General features: G+C 57.7%; 1 pseudogene. It reads left to right on the forward strand.

The window, feature by feature from the left end:
* Nucleotides 1-195: 195 nt before the first annotated feature.
* Nucleotides 196-438: pseudogene (locus CSC62_RS17360) on the forward strand (BamA/TamA family outer membrane protein); the annotation flags it as partial.
* Nucleotides 439-755 lie beyond the last annotated feature (317 nt).

A 755-nucleotide genomic window follows, 5' to 3' on the forward strand; every position in this document is an offset into this window, starting at 1 on the left:
TAATATGAACATTGGGAGGTTTAGTTATATTATGACACTGCAACTAGTTGAGATCAGTGCACAAGCAGGATGAGATATACTTACGGATACGTCAACGTTGAATATGGTAGGAGTGACGGGTGTGATATTGTCCGAGAGTTCTAGTATAGCCCTTCAAGAAGCGCTCTTGTATGCCTTTTTTGTTTTTTTTTTCCGGAAATGTACTTCCCGAAGCTGTTCGACAGCCCGTCGGCGCGCATCTCGGCCTTCGTGGACGTCGGCAACGTGTTCAATGGCGTGGACAACTTCAAGTCCAACCAGCTGCGCGCCTCGACGGGTATCGCCTTGCTGTGGCGCGCGCCGGTCGGCCCGATCTCGATCAGCTATGCGGTTCCGCTGAAGAAGGAAGACAACGACGAGATCGAGCGCCTGCAGTTCACGTTCGGCGGTCAGTTCTGACGAACTGCCCACCCGCTGCCAGGGTGAAACTCTGGCAGCCCAGGTTTTCGCTGCGCGAACATCTGGCCGGGGCTTGGCCTGCCTAATCCCCGCGCCTTCGGCGCGCCCCCTTTAACAAAAGGGGGCGCGCGCCATCGCATTCGCGCTGACGCCCCACGATTCGCGTTGCGAATCGCGGGCCCGGCTCATTACTTTCCGAATCCCCGCGCCTTCGGCGCGCCCCCTTTACCAAAGGGGGGCTTTACTCCAGTAGGCTGATCCTCATCTGTCGGTTGATCGTGGCTGTTCGGGCGGTGTCGCGCGAGCGGGTCGCACGC

It is taken from the genome of Pseudoxanthomonas jiangsuensis (assembly GCF_010093185.1).
Classification (GTDB): domain Bacteria; phylum Pseudomonadota; class Gammaproteobacteria; order Xanthomonadales; family Xanthomonadaceae; genus Pseudoxanthomonas; species Pseudoxanthomonas jiangsuensis.